Source organism: Paludibacter jiangxiensis (assembly GCF_001618385.1).
Classification (GTDB): Bacteria; Bacteroidota; Bacteroidia; order Bacteroidales; family Paludibacteraceae; genus Microbacter; species Microbacter jiangxiensis.
Genome location: NZ_BDCR01000002.1, coordinates 273,854 through 296,502 on the forward strand (window position 1 = coordinate 273,854; position 22,649 = coordinate 296,502).

Genomic DNA, 22,649 nt, shown 5'->3' on the forward strand with positions numbered 1-22,649 from the left:
CTCTATTGCTTTGTCAATTGATAAAAATAGTATTCGTCCATATCGTCGATGCCGTTGACGGATAGCTCGCCGAATTTGAGCATAGCCATCATGTAGTAAGTGGCCTCTCCGATAGGAATATTTGTTGCCTCTGCAACCTGCGGAATGGTTTTTGCTTCGTCTTTCAATGCTTCGGCAATTGCTTTGCGCATTTTCAGATAAAGCTTCCGGGCTTCGAACGCTTCGGGGGCAGCTTTGCGCGTTTGCTTGATTATATCGATTGTTTTTTGTTTTACTTCCATCTAATTATTAACTTTTAATTGTTAATTATTAATTGATTATGCCTCTGCAAGTGCATCAATCATCGACTCAATCTGGGCATTGGTATAGCCTGCCAAATCGATGGCATCGGTCGGGCAAACCGGCGTACACATGCCGCAACCTTTACAGTTGGCTTCGTTGACGCGTGCCACTTTTTTACCATTGATCTCCGTTTGAAGAATGGCATCAAACGGACAGGCTTTTGAACAGTTGTCGCACCAGTCGCAGGCGGCCGGATTCACTTTGGCCAGCGTGGGTTCGAGCGATAGTTCGCCTTTGGTTAGTACCGAATTGATTTTGGCTGCTGCCGCCATCGACGAATTAACCGTTTCCAAAATATTCTTCGGCGACTGGCAGGTTCCGGCAATCAATACGCCGTCGATCACTGTTTCTACCGGGCGAAGTTTCATGTGAATTTCGTTGAAGAAGTGGTCGCGGCCTGTTGGAATTTTGAGCTGTTGTTCCAATAACTCATTTTTGCGGGGCACCATGCCGGTAACCAACACAATCAGATCGGCTTCCGTTTCCAGCTCTTTGCCGGCGGTAAGAATATCTTTGACTTTAACATAGGTTTTATTACCGCGCTTTTCGATTTGAGGAATGCTCTTTAGCGAAAATTGCAGGAAAATATCGCCTTGTTTGGAAGCGGCCTCGTAAACCAGTTCGTGTTTTCCGTACGTGCGGATTCCCCGGTTGAAGTGAAAATTGATGATATTGCCGAACTTCTTTTTCGCAAGAACAGCCGTCAAAGAAGTCGCCGTACAGCAATAACGCGAGCAATAGGTATTTCCTTCATCATCATCCTGCCGGCTACCGACGCAATAGATGTAGGCGATTTTCTTAATCTTTTTTCCGTTGAAAATCAGTTCGTTTTCGTTTAACTCCATTAAGCGGCGAAATTGCGGAAGCGTAATAACGTTGTCCAGTTCTCCGTAACCATATTCACCTTGTGCAGGTTGATACGGATCAAAGCCGGTATTGACCACAAAGGCACCCACATGCAGCGTAATTGTTTGTTCTTCCTGAGCCAGATCCACTTCGTGACAAGCAGCAGTACATTCGCCACAGCGTGTACACGCAGCAACGTCGATTGCTGGTGTCTGTGGGAACTGCCCTTGTGCCGGAAGCATGAAAGCCTTTCTGTTGGTTAGCCCGAAGTTGAAATCATCCTTCACCGCCACCGGGCAGACCTCAGCGGCGCGTTGCATAGCTTCAGCGGTCGGGTTGCCTGAAACACTGCGGGGACGAACGGCGATTTTGAGATCAAAATTTCCGATGCTTCCACTTTTCTCTACCAGTTCCGCTCCGGTGAACAGGGTAATATTCGGACGGCGAACCACTTCTTTGTAGAGTTTTTCGGTCAGTATAGCGCCTTCATCTCCGTTCGGAGAAACGGTTCCCCATTGAGGCGTGCGGCCTCCCACAAAGAAATCTTTCTCGATGAGGTAAACCTCCGTGCCCATATCGGCCAAACCGATAGCCGTTTTCATGCCTCCCACACCGGCTCCGATGACCGCCACCACATTGGCAGCCGGAATTTTGAGCGATTGGAGTGCTTCACTCTCTTTCGCTTTGGCTATACCGGCTTTTACCAGCAATATCGCCTTTTCGGTAGCGCCGGTTTTGTTGTCGGAATGTGCCCACGAGCTTTGTTCGCGAATGTTTACCTGCACATAGTTGTAGGGATTCAGTCCGGCACGTTGCGCCACACCACGGAAAGTGTTGAGGTGCAGTTTCGGTGAGCAGGAAGCGACCACGATAGCATCGAGATGTTCGTTTTCAATGTCGCTGCCAATCTCTTTTTGAGAAGAGTCGGCACAGGCAAAAAGCGTATTCTTTACCAAATAAACGTCCGCCTCGTCGCGCACGGCAGCTTTCACCTTTTCAATATCCACATGGTCGGAAATGTTGCCTCCGCAGTGGCAAACGTAAACTCCTATTTTTTTCTTCATGACAATCTGACTAAGTAACTTGATGTTTCGGTGGCAGCTGCTCCGGCTGACATGATGGTGTCTGGAATATCCATCGGAGCGGTTGCGGTTCCGGCAGCAAAAACCCCTTCGATAGAGGTGATGGCCGGGCTTTGCAATAGATCCGTCTGGCGGATATAGTTAAGGGCATCGGTTTCCAGTCGTTCTTTTTTGAATACACGGGTAATGCCCGGATTAGCCAGGATGCCGACCGATAGTACCACCAAATCGTGTTCTTTCTCGGTTACTTTTCCGGTGGCAATATCTTCGTAACGCAGGATCAGGTTGCCGTTTTCTTTTTCAGTAATAGAGGCAATTTTTCCTTTCACATACTTGGCTCCCATGTCTTTCGCCTGTTCGTAAAACTCGTCGAATCCCTTGCCAAAGGCACGGATGTTGATGTAGTAGAGCGAGACATCGGCCATAGGTAATGCACCCATCAGGAGTTGCGCCTGCTTGGTGGAATACATGCAGCACACCTGCGAGCAAATAGGGTTGCCCACGGTATGGTCGCGCGAACCGGTGCAGAAAATATAGGCGATTTTATCGGGAACTTTGCCGTCGGAAGGCCGCAGGATGTTGTTGAACGGACGGGTAGGAGCCAACTGACGTTCCATCTGCATGGAAGTAATCACGTTTTTGTAGCGTCCGAAACCGTAGCGTTCGATTTGAATGGGATCGAACAGCTTGAAGCCGGTAGAAACGATTACAGACTTGGCCGTAATTTTCAGTTGTTCTTCCGTTTGACTGAAATCGATGCAATTGGACGGACAGGCCTTTTCGCAGGCACCGCACAGCAGACAGTTGTTGATGTCGATTAAGGCAACCCGAGGATTGGCGATGGTGAAAGGAATATAAACCGCTTTCCGTGCCGTCAGGTTGAACTGGAACTGGTCATTGACAATGGCCGGACACGCCTTTTCGCACTCCTGACATCCGGTGCAATCCTTTTCCACCACGTAGCGGGGCTTCTTTTTGAGCGTTACCGAAAAACGGTTTTTGTTGTCACGCACAATTTCTTCCACTTCGGTGAGCGTGAGTATGGTGATGTTGGGATGACGAGCCGTTTCCGACACTTTTGGAGTGGTGATACAGGCGGCACAGTCGAGCGTGGGGAATACTTTGCTGAGCAAAATCATTTTGCCACCGATGGAAGGTTCTTTCTCCACCAGCAATACCCGATAGCCCATATCGGCCAGTTTGAGAGCCGATTCTTCGCCGGCAATGCCCGCGCCGATTACCAGTACGTCGTACAACGATTCGTTAATACAGGTTTCCTGCTGAGTTTCCATTTTTTAGTTCTCTTTTTGAGATAAATCTTTCATAAACGAGGTGATATGCTTCACAAACGGCTCTGCGCAAACCGAACAGATGGCCGCCATTTTCAGTTGCGAAGGCTTCAGCCCTTTCTCTTTCATCAAACGGTGGGTGGTAGCTACCACTTCGGCGGTGCGGTCGGAACACGATTCGCCGTACGAACAATCGCTTCCGTCGGCAGCAATGAATACGCCGTCGAAGCCTTTTTCGTAAGCGTGCATAATCCAGCGGGGCTTGATGCAGCTCGAGCAGGGAACGCTGATTGTGTAGACCGTGTAGGGATAGTGCTTTTTCAACAATCCCGCGAGGTCAATCGCGGGATCGGAGATTTTTTCGGTCGAGAAGACCAAAATTTTAGGCATAGCGACTTATTTTTTGAGGAAAAGACGATAGATTCCATCTTCGTCGATGGAGCCGAGGTATTCGAATTCTTGTTTTCTGCACCATTTTGGGATGTCGCTTTTGGTACCTTCATCCGACGATAGGATTTCCATGATTTGACCTTCGTCTACGTCGCCAATGGCTTTTTTTGCTGCGAGCAACGGACCGGGACATGCCATACTACGTGCATCAACTACTTTATCGCTTTTCAGTGTTTTTAATTCTTCTGTTGTCATAATTGTTTGTTGTTAAATGTATTGGTTTATATATATGAGACCTCACCTCCTAACCTCCTCTCCCAAGGAGAGGAGGAACACGTCCGTGGAAAATAGAAATGTTACTCGTGTAGCCGCCTTATCCCCCTCTCTCTAGGAGAGGGGCTAGGGGAGAGGTCAAAATAAAGATCTTTGAATTATATGAATAATTGAATTTTGCTTTCGTCAGCATCGGAAAGATAGGTTCCCACGCCTACATATGAAAGGTTCGGGTAGTCGATCATCTCTTCTTTCTTGAAACCCATGAGGTTCATACTCATTTCGCAAATGCAGATTTCAACACCGAATTCAGCAGCCGTGGCGATTAAATCTTCCAACGAAGCTACATTTTTCTTTTTCATCAGGTCTTTGAGCATTGCCGTGCCCATGCCGAACATGTTAAGTTTGGAGAGTTTCAGTTTGGTGCTGCCTTTGGGCAACATGAATCCAAACATCTTCGACATGAAATCTTTTCCTTTCGGCGATTTATTCTTGTCGCGCAACATTGCCGTACCCCAGAAAGTAAAGAACATTTTTACTTCCATGTCCATTGCCCGCGCGCCGGTGGCAATGATCATTGCCGCAAGCACTTTATCCAGATCGCCGGAAAAGACGATAATGGAAAGTTGATCTTTCGGTTGATTTTTTTGCAGTTTTTTCAGTTGAGCTTCGAGTAGCTGAACCTGAGCTTCCAGTTCGTTTGCCATGATGAATTATTTTGGTTTGAATTATTATAGTCTCACTTTCATGCACATAGCGACTTCTTGATTTACAGAATTATTTCCTGAATCACGGACACAAATTTATATTATAAAAAAATCACCCTCAAACAATCCAATGTGAGGTTTTATACCGATATTTGTGATATAAATCACATACGTGTCACTTTTATTTGTAAACATGTCTCAAAAACTTTGTAGCGAATGCATTTTGCACACTGATAGTGAAATCTGTCTCAGAAATGAGGGCTTGGAATCGCTTCATAATCATTGTTCTAAAGTGAAATTCAACCCCGGAGAGACCATCTTTAAGGAGAATGCCATCAATGCAGGAGTGGTTTATCTGAAATCCGGATTGGTCAAAATTCACACCTGCACACTGGCCAAAGACCGGATTCTGCGTTTGACAAAAGCGCCATCCTATTTGTGCCTGCCCAGTTCACTCGGTACGTCTGTCAATCAGTTTACTGCCACTGCGCTTGAACCGACAGAAGCCTGTTTCATTGAGCTTGCCACGTTCAAACAGCTGATTGTGGAAAACGGTGACTTTGCTTATCAAATCATCACGGCTTTGAGTCAGCGGGAGATGAATAACTTTCACGTGTCGCTCAATCTGGGACAAAAACAGGCAAACGGACGCGTGGCCGATGCGTTGCTTTATCTGGCTAACGATATTTATGAAAACGATTCGTTTGTGATTCCGTTCTCCCGTCAGGAATTGGGCGACTGGATCGGAGTAACAAGGGAGAGTATCAGCCGCATACTGGCCGAATTCAATGCAACAGGCATTATCCGACAGGAAGGACGTGAAATTTCCATTCTCAACAAAGAATTGCTGGAACAGATCAGCGAAAAGGGATAATTGCAAGCGTTTAAACGGAGAGAGGGTTTAGCCTTAAACTAAACCCTCTCTCCGTTTTCTGTTCCTATTTCCCCTTTTTTAGGAAATATTCCAGCGGGCAAAAGCCGGTGAAGGACGATTGCAGTAGATTAAAACCGACGAAGCCGCCCAACCATAACCATTTCAACGAAACGGTAAGCGACAAAACAATGCTCGTTAGGATAAGTGTGCCGGCCACGGCGCGTATAATTTTTTCTGTCATCATTACTTTTCTGTTAATTGGCTTTTACTGCCAGATTGTTTAGGATATTGTTTAATACTGAATTGAAAATCAGTAACTGATTGCTATCTATATCTTCCATCGCACTTTTTATCAGGTCGTCCGTGATGTGGCTGACTTTTTCAAATTCCCGGATTCCCAGCTCAGTAATCGAGATATTTTTAATTCGCTTGTCGGTAACGTCGGCTTCCCTTTTTACCAACGATTTGGCTTCCAGTTTATCCAGCAAGCGGGTCACAGATGGTTTGTCCCTGCGGGTAAGCTCACAAAGCCGTTTTTGAGACATGGGCTTGCCTTTCCGTAGAAAGCCCAGAACCTGAAACTGTTCGGAAGAGATTCTAATCTTCCGAAGTGACGCTGTTTTGTTGAAAGGGCTTTTGAGATTGCTGCATAAGTTGTTGGATAGTAATCCTTTTATCCTGTACAAGTCTTTTTCTTGTATCATTTTCAATCATATTATTGGTTCAACGACTTACTTCTGTTTTATTTTCAACAGGCATTACAAATGCGTGCAAAGGCATCCTTCCCGGCTGGTCGGCATTTCTGCGGTCAAGTGCTTCGACTGCATTTTTAGCATTCAGGTCATCTGTAAAACAGAAAAAGAGAGCTGATGCGAACTCAGCATTGTGGTTGCCGAACCAGTTGTCGAGCAGGTTGGGTTGTCCGTTATTGCGTTTGTAGCCAGTTGTTTCGTTTACACTGAAAATATTGATTCCTACACTTTGTAATAGTTTGGAAACGGTATGGCGGTCTGCATCGAGACAGGTCACGATAAGTAACTTCATAAGAATAAGTATTTATGGTTATGCTTGCGATTCGGGATATTTCTTTCTCATCATTTTGAAATAAAGCAACGGAACAACGATCAGCGTGAGCAACGTCGAGGTGATGGTTCCTCCCATCAGCGAGATGGCCAAACCCTGGAAAATTGGGTCGAACAGGATGACCACGGCACCCAGCGCCACGGCACCGGCTGTCAGCAAAATGGGCGTGGTACGCACGGCACCGGCTTCGATAATCGATTGTTTGAGCGGTATGCCATCCTTCAGCCGGATGTTGATAAAGTCAATCAGCAGCACCGAGTTACGCACCATCACTCCGGCCAGTGCAATAAAACCGATCATAGAGGTTGCGCTGAAAAACGTCCCCATCAACCAGTGGCCGATAACGATGCCAATGAGCGATAACGGGATGGCCGCCAGCATCACAAAGGGCACGGTGAAATTTTGAAACCACCCTACAATCAGGATATAGATAATGACCAACACCACCATAAAGGCGATTCCCAAATCACGGAACACTTCGTATGTAATTTGCCATTCGCCGTCCCATTTCAGGGAGTAGTTGTCTTCCAGTTCGGGTTGTTTGCTGTACTCTTCGTTGAGCGAATAACCGGCAGGCAGTTTGACCTCCTTCAACCGATCCGATATATTGTTCATGGCATAGAACGGACTCTCCAGCTTTCCGGCCATATCACCGGTGACATAGACTACCCGTTTCTGGTTTTTGCGGAAAATACTCTTCGGAGCAATCTCTTTTTTCACCTGAATCAGGTCGCTGACAGGAACCGCCAACCCTTGCTGATTCATCACTTTTAAATTGCTCAGATCGGCCACGCTGGCCTTATCGGCATCGTTCAATTGGAGCATAATATTCACCGGTTGGTAACTGTTGGGTCGATGCAACACACCGGCAGGCATTCCCGACAGAGCCGCTCTGACAGTAGCCACCACCTGAGCGGGAGCTACACCCATCTTCATGGCCTTTTCTTTGTCGACATCAAAGTTGAGTTGCGGCTGATCGTCTTCCACCATCCAGTCTACATCCACCACATCGGGTGTCGACTTCATCAACTGCTTCACCTGACGGGCGATTGCCATCTGTTGATCGTAGTCGGGGCCGTAAATTTCGGCTACCATGGTCGACATCACCGGCGGACCAGGAGGCACCTCTACCACTTTTACGTTCGCATTGTACTTTTTGGCAATTGCCTGAATCGAAGGACGCATTCCTTTGACAATCGCGTGACTCTGTTCGCTGCGTTCGCTTTTATCCACCAGATTTACCTGAATATCGGCTACATTTTCGCCGCGGCGCATGTCGTAATGGCGCACCAACCCGTTGAAACTGATAGGAGCAGAAGTCCCTACGTAACCCTGATAGTTGATAACCAGCGGTTGTTTTGCAATGTATTGCGAAATCTCTTGTGTGACGGCAGCCGTTCGTTCCAGCGTCGTACCCTCGGGCATGTCGATCACTACCTGAAACTCGTTTTTGTTGTCGAATGGCAACATCTTGACCGGTACCGCTTTGGTGTAGAACAACAGCATCGAGAGAAGCAAGACAGCAACGGTTGTCAGCATAAAAGCCCATCTTCTCTTGCGATTCTCCAGTAAAGGAACAATTGTGGCACGATACATCCGGTAGATTTTACTCTCTTCCATCCGGTGCTCTTTGTGCTCTTTTCCACCGTCGTTTTTGCCGCGCAGAAAGAGATAGCCGAGATAAGGCGTGAGTGTCAGGGCGATAATCAACGAAATAAGCATAGCAATAGATGCCCCGATCGGCATCGGACTCATATACGGTCCCATCAATCCCGACACGAAAGCCATGGGCAAAACGGCGGCGATTACCGTGAAAGTTGCCAGAATAGTCGGATTGCCCACTTCGTTGATGGCAAAGATGGCTGCCTGATGGAAGGGCAATCGTTTCATCTTGAAATGGCGGTGCATGTTTTCGGCAATAATGATGGAGTCGTCCACCACGATTCCCGTAACAAACACCAAAGCAAAGAGCGTGATGCGGTTTAATGTATAATCGAGGAAATAGTAGGCAAAAAGCGTCATGGCAAAGGTCACCGGTACCGACAGGAATACTACTAATCCGCCGCGCCAGCCCATGGCCAGCATCACAAATAAGGTTACCACGATAATAGCGATAAAGAGGTGCATCAGCAGCTCCGACACTTTGTGCGAGGCCGATTCTCCGTAGTTGCGGGTGGTCGTCACCTGAACATCGGCCGGTATCAGATTTTTTTTAAGATGATCCACCTTGCTGAGGATTTGTTCGGAGAGGTGCATGGCATCGGCACCCTTCTTTTTCGCAATGGCTAAGGTGACGGCAGGGAAATTTCCCTTGTGGTTGCCCTGATCTGCTTTCGCCGCCGCGCCATAACCAAAGGTCACATACTGACGGGGAGTTTCGGCGCCATCTTCTACTTTGGCAATCTGACGCAGGTAGACGGGTTGATTACCGTTAGACCCCACAATCAGGTTGGCCACATCGTCGGCGCTACTCAAAAAATTACCTGTTTCTACCGTGAAGGCCGTGTCGGCCTGCAGCAGATTGCCCGAATTCATCTGAGCATTATTCCCCTGAATCTGTTTGGCAACCGAGAGAAAATCGACATGACTTTCGGCCATTTTATCCTTATCGAGCACCACTTTTACTTCGCGGCTCCGGCCTCCCAACACCGTTACATTGGCTACATTGGGAATTTTCTTGATTTCGGTCGTCACCACTTCTGCCAACTGTGTCAGAGCATAATCGCTGCTTTTGTCGCTCCACAAAGTGAGGCTCAGCGCGGGCACATCGTCGATGGCGCGGGTTTTTACCAAAGGCATGGTAACTCCCTGCGGCAGTTTATCCATGTTTTTCATAATCTCGTTGTAGAGCTTCACCAACGAGCGTTCCACATCCTGTCCCACGTAAAACTGCACCGACACCATCGCTTGCCCCTTCATGGAGGTGGAATAGACATACTCGACTCCTTTGATATTCGAGACCACTTTTTCGAGGGGTGCCGACACGGTCGACTCCACTTCTTTCGGAGATGCTCCGGGATAACCGATCAAAATATCGGCCATCGGTACGTCGATTTGAGGTTCCTCCTCGCGGGGAATCAGAAAGGTGCTGTATGCGCCCAGCAACAGGAAGGCGATCATCAGCAGGATGGTGAGTTTCGACTTCAAAAACAGATTGGCAATTCTGCCCGATAATCCTTCTTTCATCTATTATTAATTTGAGGATTTGAAAATTTGGAGATTTGGGAATGAACCCGCCTTGCGGTTCAGTTGAATTGTAATTTTAGTAGATTACCTTTTTTCGATCACCACCGCGCCATTATACAATTTGCCTTCGGCTCGCAGTACATAACGTTCGGTGGCATTAAGGCCCGAAAGGACTTCCACTTCATCGCCGACTGTTTTGCCGATCCGCAGCCAGCGCAACGATACCGTATTGTTCCCGTTCAATACGTAGACTCCGGTCAGTTGATCGCGGGTAACTAATGCTGATACTGGGATGCGGAGATTCCCCGTGGCCGGTTGGTCACTCACTTGTTTGCCCGTAAGCGTTGCATTGACATACATCCCGGACAGCAACCCTTTTTGTTCTGCGGTTGGGATCGATATTTTCACCAGATACTGGCCTCCTGAAGCAGTCGATGACGGGCTTAGTTCGACCACTTTGCCGTGCAACTGTTTGCCGGTCGATTTTACGTCGACGGTAGCCACATCACCTACTTTGATTTGAGACACTTCACTTTCGGGGACGGTAGCCGTCACACGGAGGTTACCTCCCTGTTCCAGAATCAGTAAAGGCATTCCGGGCGAAGCCATACTTCCAGCGTCGGCCAGTTTTTGGGTAATGACTCCCGAAAAAGGAGCTCTGATCTGGGTATATGCCAGCATGGCATTCACTTCGTTACGCATCTGGCGGGCAGCTTCGAGGCGCGATTGTGCCGATGTGTTTTGCAACGAAACGTTTTCCAGCTCCTTGGCCGATACGCTCTGTTGTTTGTAAAGGGTTTGGTAGCGGGCATAATCTTTTCCCGCGTTGCGGGCTGCTGCTTCCGCCTCGGCAATCATGGCCGAAGCCTGTGCCTTTTTGGCCATCATATCCTGACTGCTGATGGTTGCCAGTAGGGCACCTTTGGCAACCCGATCGCCCGGTTTTACGTTGATGGAGGTGATGTAACCCATAACACGGGTGCTCAGGTTAGCGGTATTTTCCGACTCTAATTTACCGCTCAGAAGAATTTCGCCACCCGCACTCTTTGCAGGAGTGGAGACCACCACAGCAACCGGTTTGTCACTGTTTTCGGACGGTTTTTCGTGCGATGAACAGGCCGCCAACAGAGAGGCAACCGAAATAATTGCGTAGATTTTCAACGATTTGAAAGTAGAAGTTATCATAGTGTTTGTTTTTATTTTGCGGTGAGAAATTGCAGATAAGCCAGCGTAAGGTTGTTGCCGTAAACAGCCTGCGCAAGAGCCATTTTTTGTTGCAGCAGTTGGGTTTGCGCTGTCAGCAGATCGGTTGTGGAAACCAGCCCTTCGCGGTAACGATCCTGCAAAATGCGCAACGACTCTTCGGCCTGCGCTACCGATACATTCTGACGGTTGATTTCGGCCAGCAGGTCAAGACGGTCACGTTGTGCTTTGTCGAGTTCCAGCTGACTTTGATCCTGTTGTTGCATTAACTCCAGCTCCATTTTGGTACGCTCGGCCTTACGGGCGCGGATGGCGTTGTAATTTTTGGTGCCATTAAAAAGAGTCCAGGAGAGTTTCACGCCCACTAAGTAGGAGTTAACATCGAATTGCCCCAACTGCGAATCGTTGTACTGAAAGCTACCGAAAGCATTGATGCGGGGCAGCAGGCTCATCTGTTCCGAACGCACCATCATGGAGGTGGCATCCACCGCCTTTTGCATGGCCATCAGGTCGGCGCGTGTAGATGAAACCTGGCGAGAGGCAGTTGCATCGGTAGCCTCTTCGAGTAAAAGCGAATCGGGTTGATACACCGTAGCAATATTGGCCCCCATCGTAACGGCAAGGGCTTCCGACGCATTCAGCACCATACTATTGGCTTTTGCTAATTGGCTCTCTACCGTTGCCACCTGCACCTGCGCGTTCAGCACATCCGATTTTTTGAGCAAGCCCTGATCGAAAAAACGTTGGGTAGAGGCCGCGATTTCGCGCATGTTGCGTAGCGACTCTTCCAGCACCGCCACCGAACGATAGGCCAATTGCAAATTCAGATAAGCTTTGCGGGTATCGAACTCCACAAATTCGCGCGTGCGCTGGTATTTATACTCGTAAAGTTCCTTTTGTTTGGCTGCCGCATTGCGCTGATAGAGCATGTCCAGATTGAGCAACGGCTGCTGCACCTCCACTTTGGCGCTGTAATCCTGCGTATGTCCCGGATGATTGAGCAGATCGGGCATAAAGTCGCTGGCGGCTACCCGTTGTTGTTGCAGCTTGAATCCGAAAACATTCAGCGGATTATTGGTCGTCATGGCTGTGTAGCCCAGTTCTACCGACGGCAGGAAAACGGCATTCGTCTGCCGGAAATTGGAGGACGCTACCTGCGACTCTGCTCCGGAGATTTTAAGCGTCGTGTTTTTGGCTAATGCGGCTATGACCGCATCTTTGAGTTGGATTTTTCGTGTTGAGGAGGATTGCGCTGTTGCCAACGGTGAAACCGTAAGAAGAAGAGACAATCCGAAAGTGAGGAAGAATAAATGATTTGCGCTTGTACGAACCATATTTTAGAGGGTTTAATTTTGATTGTGCAAAATTAAACCCTCTAAAATTGCAGGTCAGCTACTTTTGTTACACAAGGAATAAAATGATGAAGATTCTGCCTATTTCTCTTCGAGAAGTGTGATTTTATTGCGACCCAGCGTTACCAGTCCGGCATCTTCCATCTGCTTCAGCAACCGCGAAACCACCACCCGGGCAGTACCGAGTTCGGAGGCAAGCTGGGCATGCGTAACCGAGATGGTCGATTTGCCCTCCATTTCGCATTTGATCTTCAGCAACGAGAGCAGGCGGTCATCCACTTTTTTGAAAGCCAGCGCATTCACCACCTCCAAAAGCTCTTCAAACCGTTTGTGATAAAGGCGGAAAATATATTCGAGCCACTCGGGAAACTCTTTGATAAGCGGAACAATATGGTTGACCGGGATGAAGTAGATCTCAGTCTCCTCTTCGGCAATGGCTTTCACCTTGGCTGTTTCGTTGTACATGCCTCCCAAAAACGACATGATGCAACTTTCGCCGGCTTTGATGTAGTAAAGAAAAATCTCGCGACCTTCGTCGTCGGTTCGCACCACCTTGATGCGTCCGTAGGAGACGATGGGAATGGCTTTGATATAAGCATTTTCACGTTGAATAACTTCACCAGCCTGAAAGATTTTTACAATACTATACGACGCCAGTTTTCTGCGGATAGGCAGCGAGGTTTTGAATTCTATAATTTCGTTCAACGTGTTCATGAGTTTACTGTATTGTTTGCGAGGATTAAAGTGGCTATAATAAAAGAGGAAAGTCACCTTTCGGATTCTTCCCTCTTGGAGATATATAAAAAACTGTTTTGAAGCTATTTCGCCTTGTTTATCTCTTTCAGCAGAAAGTCTTTGCTTTTTATTCCAACAAAGCGGTTGATTTCTTTGCCGTCTTTGAACAGGATGGTGGTTGGAATACTGCGGACATTGTACTTTTGGGCAATGCTTTGGGCTTCTTCTACATTCAACTTGCCAATGGTAACTCCATCAGGAGCATTGTTTGCCACATCGTTGATAATGGGAGCCATCATCTTGCAGGGCATGCACCATACCGCCCAAAAATCTACCAATACTATTCCCTTATTCGTTTGTTGAGTGAAATTTTTGTCTGTCAGTACCTTGACTTTTTCGCTATTGGCAACTTCGGGTGTGTTTTTGATTTTGTTGGCCATGTAAAAGCCGTATCCTACAATGACAACGATAATGATGCCGGCAATGATTAATATGGTGCTCATTTTTATCATTTTAATGGGTTGTTTTTTCGAATTGTTTATTGATAATGGACACAATCTGCTGTTTTGTCTGATAACCGGATGTGATTTGTACCGGATTCCCGTTTTTGTAATAGATTAGATAGGGGAGTCCTTCCTTTTCGTTGCACTTGAAATTGTTCCTTAAGTTTTGTGATTCCGGATTGTCGAATTCTATGTCAAAGAATTTTACATGCCTGTATTTCTTTTGCAATCCTTCCATTATGTTGTAAACAGGAATGCACACAAGTCCCATTCGGCCACAGCAAACGACTACGTTTTCGTGCTCGCGAATCATTTGTTCATGTTCGCTGGCCGTTTCGATATGTTTCAGATTTGTGTACAACATTATTTTTCTCTTTAGATTTTGGCTTTATTTATACTGTTGTATCAGGGAATCCAGTTGTTGTTTGGAATGAACGCCAGGTTGTTTGTGCTTAATCTCTCCGTTTTTGAAAATCATCAGGGTGGGCACACTTCTTATCTGATAACGATCGGCAATCGACGGGTTTTGGTCTACGTCTATCTTGATAATTTTCACGTTATCTCCTTGTTCGGTAGCCAATTGTTGGAGGATAGGAGCCTGCATTTTGCATGGCCCACACCAGAGTGCGTGAAAATCTACAATTACCGGACGACTGTCCTGAATCAATGAATCAAAATTAGCTTTCATACTCTATAATAATCTTATAAATACCTATTAGCAATCTCTCTATTTTTCTCAATTATAATATCTTAATCTCGTATGTAATTTCCATCGCTTTACGAAGCATTGCTGATACTCCGCAATATTTTTCCTGCGACATATCTACCGCCTTTTGTACTTTCGCCGAGTCAATGTTATGCCCTTTTAGCTTGTAGATAATGTGCATTTGGGTGTATACCTTCGGGTGGCCTTCGGAAACTTCGGCTTTTACTTCCAGGTCGAATTCCTGAACATCTACCCGCATTTTTCGTAGCAATTCCACTACGTCCATTCCCGTACATCCGGCAATAGCTGCCAGCAACAATTCTTTGGGGCGTGAACCGGCATCCTGTCCGCCGAATTCGGGCGATGCGTCCATCGTTACGCTGTGTCCGCTTACAAGAGCGTTGAACTGCATGTCGCCCTTCCATGATGTATTTACTGTATGTGTCATTTGTTCTGGTTGTTTTGTTTTATGCAAAGTTACGTTTGCACGACTATGCTTGTCAAGTATTCTGTTGCCGTGAGAAACGGGTGTCGGATTGAAATAGCTCAATTTTTTTATTGATCTGTATCGGATTGAACCCGATACAATCTGTTTTCTTGAATTATCACTAACTTTAACCCGAAATTTTGAAATCCCGGGTATGAAGACGATTATAGAAACCGATATTGATTTTATTTGTGATGTGGAAGCACCCTGTTTTCAGTTGTTGACTGAAGAAGAGATTGCAATGGTGAGAGCCAGTAAGACTCAGGTCTTTTTTCGGAAAGGAGAAAACCTGACGAAGCAGGGAACTTTTGCCTCGTACGTCTTATTCGTGATGGAAGGCCTTGTAAAACAGTACGTAGAAGACGGAGGCAATCGTAATTTCAACCTGCAGGTAATCCGTAAAGGCGAATTTATCGGCCTCTCGGCGGTCTTTGGCGAAAGTATCTATACCTATTCGGCTACAGCGCTCACAGATACCCGCGTTTTTCTTATCGAAAAGGATGCAATCGCTAAAGTGATACAACAAAACGGGCAATTTGCATATCGTATTGTAAAACGCTACTGCGAACAAAACACGTCCTTGTTCGGAACTATCAAAGGCATGATGTTCAAACAAATGAACGGTCACCTGGCGGATGCATTGCTGTATCTTAGTTCGGAGCACTTTGGTGGTGAAGACGTGATATCTTTACTTGGAAGAAAAGAAATTGCCGAGTTTGCCGGGATATCTACCGAGAGTACCGTAAAACTGCTCAAGACTTTTGAGAAAGATGGGATTATCCGTTTGGACGAAAAAAAGGTCTCCATTTTGAACAGAGACCTTTTGGTAGAAATCAGCAAGCGGGGCTGAATATCTTTTAATACATCGTATAAATAAACACCAGACTTATCACTGCTATAAATATCCACAGCAGTATTCCAAGTATCAGCGGCCTGAAACCTACGGCTTTTAGCGTTTCCCTTGTCAGTCCGGCGCCGATAAAGAAAAGCGTAAGTGTCAACATGCGTCGGGAAAGGAAGGTGATATTGCTTGTTAGCGCCTCAGGCAGTGAGAAATAGGAGTTGATAACCATAGCGCATATAAACAGGAAAATAAACCAAGGAATTGAAATTTTTCGCCCTTTCGCTTTGAAATAGAAAATAGAAAATACCGATAACGGAATAATCCACAAGGCACGGGTCAGCTTAACTGTTGTGGCTACTTTCAGGGCCTCTTCTCCATATGTAGCCCCGGCACCCACTACCGAGCTTGTGTCGTGAATAGCAATTGCTGACCATAGACCAAACTGATGTTCGGAAAGATGAAGCCAATGTCCGAACGGAGGAAAAATGAACAACGCAATGGCATTCAGTACGAAGATGGTTGCAAGCGAGATTGACATTTCGCCATCTTTTGCTTTTGCAATCGGACCCACCGCCGCAATAGCACTACCCCCGCAAATGGCAGTTCCCGAAGCAATCAGATAGGAGGGAACACGTTCAACTTTCAACCATTTTCCTGCCAACACGCCAATCAGCATTACGCTGCCGACTGAAACAAGCGTGAAAATCATGCCGTCCGAACCTGCGCGCAAAGAATCTCCCAGATTCATCCCGAACCCCAGTCCTACCACTGAAATTTGTAATAAGTATTTGGATGCTTTCTTGTTTACCTTCATCCAGGGAGTACCTATGCTTAACGCAAAGATTATGCCCGCAATGAGAGCTACCGGAGCTGTTACGAATGGGAAGAGACATAACAAGCCTAAGACGATATATGCTACACTTTGATAGGTACTCTTCATGTTTTTTGCCTCACTAATTATATTCTGCATTTTGTGTCAATCGATTTGAATTAAAAGTGCTGCAAATTTAGGCTTTACTTCGCTATGTTTAAAATAGTAGTTTGTTATAAACGATAACTTTTGGTTATTGATATAAAACTTATTGATAAGCGAAATTAAGATGATGTTTTTGAGAGGAGTATTGGTGCAGTCCTGTCCTGAGCTGGTTCGTCCGTGCTGTCTGGTGCTTTTGCGAGTAGCCTCTCTTGTATGTGGCAGGCGTTTCCGTTAGACATAAAAAACAGAAAAACAAATCAGCTTCTTTAATAATGCTTCTGTATATCAGTCATTCAGACTGTAAGGTGTCTGTGTTGTGAATATTCATTGTTTTTTCTTCGTAATTGAGTTAGGGGATTACGAGCCCAAGAATATACTTTACTATAACTATTTGCTTATTGAAAAGTAAGTTTTTTTACTTATGCTTTCTGTAAAAATACATATCTGAACGAGCAAATGTATAATTTTTTCTCTCATATTGATTAAATTAATAATGTTCATTTACTGAAAATATTATATTATAATAATAAAATAAATTGTCATTGTTTGTATGTATCAATATTTTAGGTAGTTATGCAAAGTTTAAATTATATATATCATTAAATTAATTGTATGTGTATAACAATTTGTGTTAAGTAATTAAATCAAAATTAATATTGTTATACTTATTAAAGCTGTTGATAAATACTAGATGAAAAACGCAAATTGCTTAAATATAGGTTTATAACTCGCAAAGAAAGATTTGCAATTAACCTAAATTCTCCAGTATTGTTTTTAAAATTCAACTAGAATATAATATTTAACCAATTTTATCTTCATTTTAAAATCTTAAAATGTTGTTGTTTAGATACATAAACAACTAAAAAAAAGATTACCTCTAAATCATTCCTTCATTTAATATTTTTAATTCTCCCTGCATAAGCTGCATTTTTTACGTAGCAAGATTTATGTCGTTTTACCATTTTTGATATTATTGTTAACATTTACCTTTGGGGCGAAAATCCGAATTGTGTTATTATACACAAATCACCCGAAACGGGTTTTTGTTGATTGATTTTGTACGTTTTTCTGTACAAGGCGTTGTTCGAAAAATCTAAAGAGAATAATTATGAAACGGAATGATCTACTCTGCAAGAACTTTGAATTTAAAAGTAGAAGTTCAAATAGAAAAAGCCTTAAGAACCTCTTAGGGCTTGTTGTTATGTCTATGTTCTTTGTCCCTGTATGTTTACAAGCACAGCAATTGCAAGAAGTAACTCAGATGCTGAATAGCATGTCATCTTCGGGCGATAATGCTATAGTTGCAAAAGGAATTCACATCCAAAACCTCATGACGGAACCGCTACCCACCATTTATTTAGGGGAAAGTGTAAGCGTAAGCGGAGGATCTCAGCCGGTTCGTCTCATTACTGAAGCCGCGAATGTTTCCAAATTGAATGACTCGAATGCTGCATTTGCAGAGGTTGAGATGATTATCGTGAAACTAAAAAGTCCATCCGATCTAAATTTCTCAATAGACCTACCTACTCTCAACGGATTCGCAAAGCTGAAATACGTTCTTTTTGTAAGTGAATTCACGACTAATGCAAGCGACATTCAAAATCTCTTTGTGCCTAACACCAGAATTACTGTCATTTATAAGGTGTCTATTCCCTCATAATTTCCAACGTATTTATTATGAAACGAACATGTTGCTTATAAATGAACGCAAGAATAGAATACGGCAACATAGAGTTTCATACGCTATTAAAAATTAAATTATTATCGTATGAAAACATTTTACTCCACCAATAAATCAACAATTTGGACCAGAATTATATTTCTGGCAATTGTTATGACAGCCGGTTTGTCGCAATTCACCACTGCGCAAGTAATCAAAGCGTTCACTCAGCGAACTTCTGCATACTCACCCTCGAAGAAAATATATAATATCAAGGGTGATTTCACCATGATTGGAAATACCAATCTCACATTAGTTAACTATGGAGATAATACCGCCAACAGCAATAATCAAATGCAGTATGTGGATGTGGATAATGATGCTAACACACTTAACTCATCTTCCGCTGATCTTACTTTGTCAACAGAAAACGGTGCGATCCCCTCTTGCTCACATATAATATACGCCGGATTGTACTGGACCGGCAGAGCACATGACGGAACAAGTCAGAATACTTTTTCTGTAAGCAAGCAAGTTGCATCAGGAACCACTCTTACAAATGGAACATTTTCGGGAATCGGAAATGGAGACGCTATTAACAATACATCATATTCTGTAGCCATTACACGAGAAGGATCAAATAATAGTTATTACTACCAATATGTATTCTCGGCAACCGGTAAACCTACCATGTATTTCAAGTTTAATAATACGGCTCCATATGTTCAATATTCTACTGATGGTACGACCTGGAGCAATGCATCCAATATTGGCACTTCCGATAGTGGCAACAGCAGCAGAACGGCAACATTTGATGCAGTAACAGTTTACTCGGGCAGTGATGGCACCAACGTCAAGGTTACAAGTCTGACACGTGATAAAAGAACCAACAATAGTTCGGATATAAAGAACTGTTCGGTTTCCGGAACCACGATCTATTTAGTTCCTAATTACACAACAGTCACAAAGAATTACGACAAGCATGTGGTTTCTTTTAAAGGCCCGGGAGCAAGTACTTATACTACAGTAACAGCGAATACAAATGACATTTACTATCCAACCACTTCAGACGGATACATGTATTCAGCTTATGCAGAAGTTACTGATTATGTTCGGCAGCATGGTATTGGTACTTATACAGTTGCCGACATTGCCCTGAATGAAGGGAATGGCGGTTCCACCGGATTTTATGGTGGTTGGGGATTAGTTGTTGTGTATGAGAATTCCAAAATGAAATGGCGTGATGTGACTGTTTTTGATGGACATGCCTATGTAGAAGGAAGCACAAATGTGAATTACGAACTTCCCGTGTCTGGTTTTCAAACAGTTCAAAGTGGTAATGTAAACCTGAAATTAGGGATGATCGCTGGTGAAGGAGATCGGAGTATTAGTGGAGACAACTTTAATATCCAACAATTGCAAACTGCATCCTGGGTCACTTTAAGCGATGCCAGTAACTCACAAACCAATTTCTTTAACTCTTCAATCAATACAGGAGGCAATACCCGGAATCCCAACATTTTAAATAACACCGGGATAGATATTCATATGTTCAATATCCCGAACACGAATAATTCGGTAATTGCCAATAATCAAACATCAACAAAGTTTCAATACGGCTCGACTCAGGATACTTATATCATTTTCTGCATCGCAATGGCGGTTGATGCCTACATTCCTGATGTACAGGCATTAAATGCTGTTGTAAGTATCAATGGCGCAGCTCCCGGAACTACACCAACTGTAGTCCCCGGCCAAGATGTCATTTACAAAATATCGATTTATAACAAAGGAACTGAAGGTGTTAACAATGCTCAGGTGGTTATTCCAATGCCATATACAGCCACTTCGTTAGCAAGCGTCTCCAATAATGTCTATTTTTCTCCAGCCGTCAACACAGTTGCGTTTGATCCCACTCAGGGAGCTACCGGATCATTAGTCTGGAATATTGGTAATCTACCAAAACCAACTGATCCTAATACACTACTGGCAGAACTGAGTTATAAGCTCACGGCAACCACAGATTGCTATATACTGAGCAATTCTTCCTGTGTTCCAACCATTACCATTGATGGAAACGTAACCGGAGTAGGATCCACTTCCGGAGCTACACTTTCAAACGGTAAGTTCATACAGGGATACGAAACTTCCGGGGGTTGCATTGGAGAACCAATAACAACACCTCTTTCAATAATTTTAGATCGGGACGCTTACGTGGCTGCTCATTGTCAGGGCACATCAACCACTAAGGATATTGCATTTTGCAATTTAACCGACAATACAATTCCGATTACGGCTGTTTCGGGCAGTTTCCCTCCCGGCTCGCGATTCTACAGCGCGGATCAATCAGTCGAATACACTATCAATAGCCCATTCCCCGCAACAGTTGGAAGCATACATTACAAAGCCATTCCTCCGGGAACAAATGCCTGCATTTTCGACTTTACAATAACCGTTACCAGTGTCACATCGACACCAACAACTTCTCCGGTAAGCTATTGTCAGGGAGATGCTGCGACACCTTTAACTGCTACTCCTTCCATTGCTGGATACCAACTTTATTATTATACCACTCAGACAGGAGGAACTCCGACAACAAGCCTAACCCCATCAACGACATCCCCCGGAACAACTACATACTACGTAGCCGAAGGACCGGCAGGATCATGCATAAGCCCGAACAGAGCACCTCTTGCAGTAACAGTTTATGCACCTCCGACAGCAGCTAACGCAGGAGCGGATCAAAGCAATTGCAATAGCGGCAGCTTCGTGCTAGCCGGCAATAGTCCCGTTGTAGGCAGTGGTGTATGGAGTCTTGTAAGCGGAACAGCCACAATAACGACCCCGTCGTCGCCAACATCCACAGTAACAGGCATACCGTCAGGAAGTAGTGCTACCTTGCGCTGGACCATCAGTAATGGAACCTGTACTCCTTCTAGTGACGATGTAGTACTGACTAATTATGCAACACCGACAGCATCTAATGCAGGAGCGGATCAGACTAACTGCAACAGCGGTAGTTTTACCCTTGCAGGAAACACTCCGGCATCCGGATCAGGATTATGGAGCGTTGTAAGCGGAACAGCCACAATTACGACTCCGTCGTCGCCAACTTCCACAGTGACAGGCATACTGTCAGGAAGTAGTGCTACCTTGCGCTGGACCATCAGTAATGGAACCTGTACTCCTTCTAGTGACGATGTAGTACTGACTAATTACATATCTCCGACATGCTTTATTAATGCAGAAAATGAGACGGTTTGTCCTTCATTTGCCAATGTATATTCAGCTCCGGAAGGAATGTCTTCATATAGTTGGTCAATTGAAGGAAATGGAGCAATTTCAGGCTCTTCTACTTCGAAGACGGTTACGGTAATAGCCGGTCTTAACTGTAATTCTTCATTTACATTGACATTAAATATAACTGATGCACATAATTGTCAGTCTACATGCCAGAAAAGCATAAATGTTATTGATAATACGCCCCCTGACATCACTGCTGCCGCTCAGAACAAGAGCGTAGAATGTGACGGAGCCGGAAATACCACCGACTTCAACACTTGGTTGGCAAATCATGCCGGAGCTACTGCCAGTGACCTCTGTGGTGGAAACATCACCTGGTCCAACGACTTTGCACCTGCAAACTGGGTGGCCGACTGCGGTATGAGCAAACATGTAACCGTGATCTTCACCGCTACTGACGCTTGCAGCAACAGCAACACCACCAGTGCTACATTCACCATCGTGGATACCACCAAGCCTGACATCACTGCTGCCGCTCAAAACAAGAGCGTAGAATGTGACGGGGCCGGAAATACCACCGACTTCAATACATGGTTAGCAAATCATGCAGGAGCTACCGCCAGTGACCTCTGTGGCGGAAACATCACATGGACCAATGACTTTGCACCTGCAAACTGGGTGGCCGACTGCGGCATGAGCAAACATGTAACCGTGATCTTCACTGCTACTGACGCTTGCAACAACAGCAATACCACCAGTGCTACATTCACCATCGTGGATACCACCAAGCCTGACATCACTTCTGCCGCTCAAAACAAGAGCGTAGAATGTGACGGGGCCGGAAATACCACGGACTTCAACACTTGGT

General features: G+C 45.1%; 22 protein-coding genes. 4 read left to right on the forward strand and 18 right to left on the reverse strand.

Annotated elements, in window-relative coordinates:
* Window positions 1-2 precede the first annotated feature (2 nt).
* From PJIAN_RS06275 to PJIAN_RS06300, 6 genes are all read right to left on the reverse strand, one after another.
* The gene (locus tag PJIAN_RS06275) at window positions 3-281 is read right to left on the reverse strand and encodes a hypothetical protein (RefSeq protein WP_068703171.1); all 279 of its coding nucleotides are present in this window, start codon (window positions 279-281) and stop codon (window positions 3-5) included.
* Window positions 282-317: 36 nt separating this feature from the next.
* Window positions 318-2,252: a CoB--CoM heterodisulfide reductase iron-sulfur subunit A family protein gene (locus tag PJIAN_RS06280; RefSeq protein WP_068703174.1), complete on the reverse strand. Its 1,935-nt coding sequence runs from the start codon at window positions 2,250-2,252 to the stop codon at window positions 318-320.
* The gene (locus PJIAN_RS06285) at window positions 2,249-3,562 is read right to left on the reverse strand and encodes a CoB--CoM heterodisulfide reductase iron-sulfur subunit A family protein (RefSeq protein ID WP_068703175.1); all 1,314 of its coding nucleotides are present in this window, start codon (window positions 3,560-3,562) and stop codon (window positions 2,249-2,251) included. The genes PJIAN_RS06280 and PJIAN_RS06285 overlap by 4 nt, the downstream gene beginning before the upstream one ends.
* Before the next feature lie 3 nt (window positions 3,563-3,565).
* Window positions 3,566-3,949 (reverse strand): hydrogenase iron-sulfur subunit, encoded by a 384-nt coding sequence (locus PJIAN_RS06290; RefSeq protein WP_068703177.1) that lies wholly within the window; start codon window positions 3,947-3,949, stop codon window positions 3,566-3,568.
* Window positions 3,950-3,955: 6 nt separating this feature from the next.
* Window positions 3,956-4,204, reverse strand: coding sequence for a sulfurtransferase TusA family protein (locus PJIAN_RS06295; RefSeq protein ID WP_068703179.1), 249 nt, complete (start codon window positions 4,202-4,204; stop codon window positions 3,956-3,958).
* Window positions 4,205-4,380: 176 nt separating this feature from the next.
* Window positions 4,381-4,929 carry a DsrE/DsrF/DrsH-like family protein gene (locus tag PJIAN_RS06300; RefSeq protein WP_068703181.1) on the reverse strand — a complete coding sequence of 183 codons (549 nt, stop codon included), beginning with the start codon at window positions 4,927-4,929 and terminating at the stop codon, window positions 4,381-4,383.
* A 292-nt stretch (window positions 4,930-5,221) separates the two neighbouring features.
* Between PJIAN_RS06300 and PJIAN_RS06305 the strand changes: the two genes are divergently transcribed.
* A complete protein-coding gene (locus PJIAN_RS06305) occupies window positions 5,222-5,803 on the forward strand; it encodes a Crp/Fnr family transcriptional regulator (RefSeq protein WP_172795582.1) in 582 nt (193 codons plus the stop codon).
* A gap of 64 nt (window positions 5,804-5,867) precedes the next feature.
* Here the strand turns inward: PJIAN_RS06305 and PJIAN_RS14765 are convergent, their stop codons facing one another.
* From PJIAN_RS14765 to PJIAN_RS06355, 11 genes are all read right to left on the reverse strand, one after another.
* Complete coding sequence (locus PJIAN_RS14765) at window positions 5,868-6,047, reverse strand: YgaP family membrane protein (protein ID WP_084252298.1); 180 nt, start codon at window positions 6,045-6,047, stop codon at window positions 5,868-5,870.
* Window positions 6,048-6,057: 10 nt separating this feature from the next.
* Window positions 6,058-6,507 (reverse strand): MarR family winged helix-turn-helix transcriptional regulator, encoded by a 450-nt coding sequence (locus PJIAN_RS14770; protein ID WP_084252299.1) that lies wholly within the window; start codon window positions 6,505-6,507, stop codon window positions 6,058-6,060.
* 19 nt (window positions 6,508-6,526) lie between these two features.
* A complete protein-coding gene (locus tag PJIAN_RS06315; protein ID WP_068703187.1) occupies window positions 6,527-6,847 on the reverse strand; it encodes a hypothetical protein in 321 nt (106 codons plus the stop codon).
* Between the two features lie 18 nt (window positions 6,848-6,865).
* Window positions 6,866-10,072 carry an efflux RND transporter permease subunit gene (locus PJIAN_RS06320; protein ID WP_068703189.1) on the reverse strand — a complete coding sequence of 1,069 codons (3,207 nt, stop codon included), beginning with the start codon at window positions 10,070-10,072 and terminating at the stop codon, window positions 6,866-6,868.
* Window positions 10,073-10,156: 84 nt separating this feature from the next.
* Window positions 10,157-11,257, reverse strand: coding sequence for an efflux RND transporter periplasmic adaptor subunit (locus PJIAN_RS06325; RefSeq protein WP_068703191.1), 1,101 nt, complete (start codon window positions 11,255-11,257; stop codon window positions 10,157-10,159).
* A gap of 11 nt (window positions 11,258-11,268) precedes the next feature.
* The gene (locus PJIAN_RS06330; RefSeq protein ID WP_084252300.1) at window positions 11,269-12,609 is read right to left on the reverse strand and encodes a TolC family protein; all 1,341 of its coding nucleotides are present in this window, start codon (window positions 12,607-12,609) and stop codon (window positions 11,269-11,271) included.
* A gap of 99 nt (window positions 12,610-12,708) precedes the next feature.
* Window positions 12,709-13,341, reverse strand: coding sequence for a Crp/Fnr family transcriptional regulator (locus tag PJIAN_RS06335; protein WP_068703192.1), 633 nt, complete (start codon window positions 13,339-13,341; stop codon window positions 12,709-12,711).
* Window positions 13,342-13,445: 104 nt separating this feature from the next.
* Window positions 13,446-13,865, reverse strand: a complete 420-nt coding sequence (gene trxA / locus PJIAN_RS06340; RefSeq protein WP_236714383.1) for a thioredoxin — start codon at window positions 13,863-13,865, stop codon at window positions 13,446-13,448.
* Between the two features lie 10 nt (window positions 13,866-13,875).
* Window positions 13,876-14,229, reverse strand: coding sequence for a YbbN family protein (locus PJIAN_RS06345; protein WP_068703194.1), 354 nt, complete (start codon window positions 14,227-14,229; stop codon window positions 13,876-13,878).
* 24 nt (window positions 14,230-14,253) lie between these two features.
* A complete protein-coding gene (trxA, locus tag PJIAN_RS06350; protein WP_068703196.1) occupies window positions 14,254-14,553 on the reverse strand; it encodes a thioredoxin in 300 nt (99 codons plus the stop codon).
* 52 nt (window positions 14,554-14,605) lie between these two features.
* On the reverse strand, window positions 14,606-15,019 hold the full coding sequence (locus tag PJIAN_RS06355) for an OsmC family protein (protein WP_068703198.1): 414 nt from the start codon (window positions 15,017-15,019) through the stop codon (window positions 14,606-14,608).
* Window positions 15,020-15,212: 193 nt separating this feature from the next.
* Between PJIAN_RS06355 and PJIAN_RS06360 the strand changes: the two genes are divergently transcribed.
* The gene (locus PJIAN_RS06360) at window positions 15,213-15,908 is read left to right on the forward strand and encodes a Crp/Fnr family transcriptional regulator (protein ID WP_068703200.1); all 696 of its coding nucleotides are present in this window, start codon (window positions 15,213-15,215) and stop codon (window positions 15,906-15,908) included.
* Between the two features lie 7 nt (window positions 15,909-15,915).
* Here PJIAN_RS06360 and PJIAN_RS06365 read toward each other — a convergent pair whose 3' ends face one another.
* Window positions 15,916-16,842, reverse strand: a complete 927-nt coding sequence (locus tag PJIAN_RS06365; RefSeq protein ID WP_439951400.1) for a YeiH family protein — start codon at window positions 16,840-16,842, stop codon at window positions 15,916-15,918.
* Between the two features lie 1,279 nt (window positions 16,843-18,121).
* On the opposite strand from PJIAN_RS06365, the gene PJIAN_RS06370 reads away from it, so the two are divergent.
* Complete coding sequence (locus tag PJIAN_RS06370; protein ID WP_153802498.1) at window positions 18,122-18,538, forward strand: hypothetical protein; 417 nt, start codon at window positions 18,122-18,124, stop codon at window positions 18,536-18,538.
* A gap of 108 nt (window positions 18,539-18,646) precedes the next feature.
* Window positions 18,647-22,649 (forward strand): Ig-like domain-containing protein (locus PJIAN_RS06375; RefSeq protein ID WP_068703205.1); only part of this gene is annotated, 4,003 nt, incomplete at its 3' end.